Source organism: Flavobacterium arsenatis (assembly GCF_031456785.1).
Lineage (GTDB): Bacteria > Bacteroidota > Bacteroidia > Flavobacteriales > Flavobacteriaceae > Flavobacterium > Flavobacterium arsenatis.
Window position 1 is genome coordinate 1 of the sequence record NZ_JAVDVI010000035.1, and the last position, 1,226, is coordinate 1,226.

Annotated in this window: 1 protein-coding gene; it reads left to right on the forward strand. The window is 54.6% G+C overall.

Annotated elements, in window-relative coordinates; all coding sequences use genetic code 11:
* The coding region (locus tag J2X31_RS18180; RefSeq protein WP_310029014.1) for a carboxypeptidase-like regulatory domain-containing protein at positions 1–1,226 on the forward strand (1,226 nt) is incomplete at both ends.

Sequence of the window (1,226 nt, forward strand, 5' to 3'; positions counted from 1 at the left end):
AACCCGAACTACCTTCCAAAGCTGTTGGACAAGCAGAAGTCGTTCAACGTAAAGTCCCTTGCCATCAACAGCGAGAAGTCGGACTTCGGTCCGGTGCTGACCAATGACAACACCCTGTACTTCACCAGCTCAAGGAACAAGGCCAAGCGTACCGACGGCTGGAACGACGAGCCGTACCTTGACGTCTACAGGTCGACCTACAGCGCCTCTGACAAGAGCTTCGGAAAGCCGGAGGAGGTTGCCGAGCTGAACACCAGGTGGCACGACGGCCCGGTGGCGATCACCGCCGACGGCAACACGATGTACTTCTCAAGGGACAGCCACGCGGAGAACAGCTTCGAGAAGGACAAGGCGCTCAAGGCCAAGTTTGGCCAGGTGCACCTGTTCAGGGCAACCAGAAACGGGGACAAGTGGGGCAGCATCACGCCGCTTCCCTTCAACAGCAAATCCTATTCCACAAGCAGTCCGAGCATCAGCAAGGACGGAAAGACATTATATTTCACATCGGACATGCCGGGATCTATCGGGCAGTCGGACATCTGGAAGGTATCGGTAAGCGGTGATCAATACGGCACCCCGGAGAACCTTGGCCCGAAGGTGAACACCGAGGGAAAGGAGCAGTTCCCCTTCATCACGGACGAGAACGTGCTCTACTTCTCTTCAAACGGAAGGCAGGGGCTTGGGGGGCTTGACGTGTTCTCGATCGATTTGAAAACCACAGAGGAGGCCAGGAACGTTGGAAAGCCTGTAAACAGCGAGAAGGACGACTTCTCCTTCTCCTTCAACACGGTGAACAACATAGGGTTCTTTGCAAGCAACAGGGCAGGGGCCGACAATTTATATGAGGCCAGCCCCCTTTGCAGCGTGGAGGCCACAACGGTGGTGACCAATGCCAAGACAGGGGCATTGCTGGCCGATGCAAGGGTTGCCATATTGGATGCCAAGAAGAACGTGATCGAGACAAGGACCACCGGAGCCAACGGCGAGGTGGTGTACAATGTGGAATGCAACACGGCCTACACGATCCAGGCGGCCAAGGACGGCTTTGAAAGCGGGGTCTTCCAGATCACGCCAAACAAGGGCGGAAAGCTAAAAGTTGATGCACCGTTGAACCCGATCGATGTTATTGTAACCGAAAAAGAAGTAGTGCTAAAAGAAATCAATTTCGAGTACAACAAGAGCAACATCACACAAGATGGAGCCTTCGAGCTGGACAAGCTGGTGCA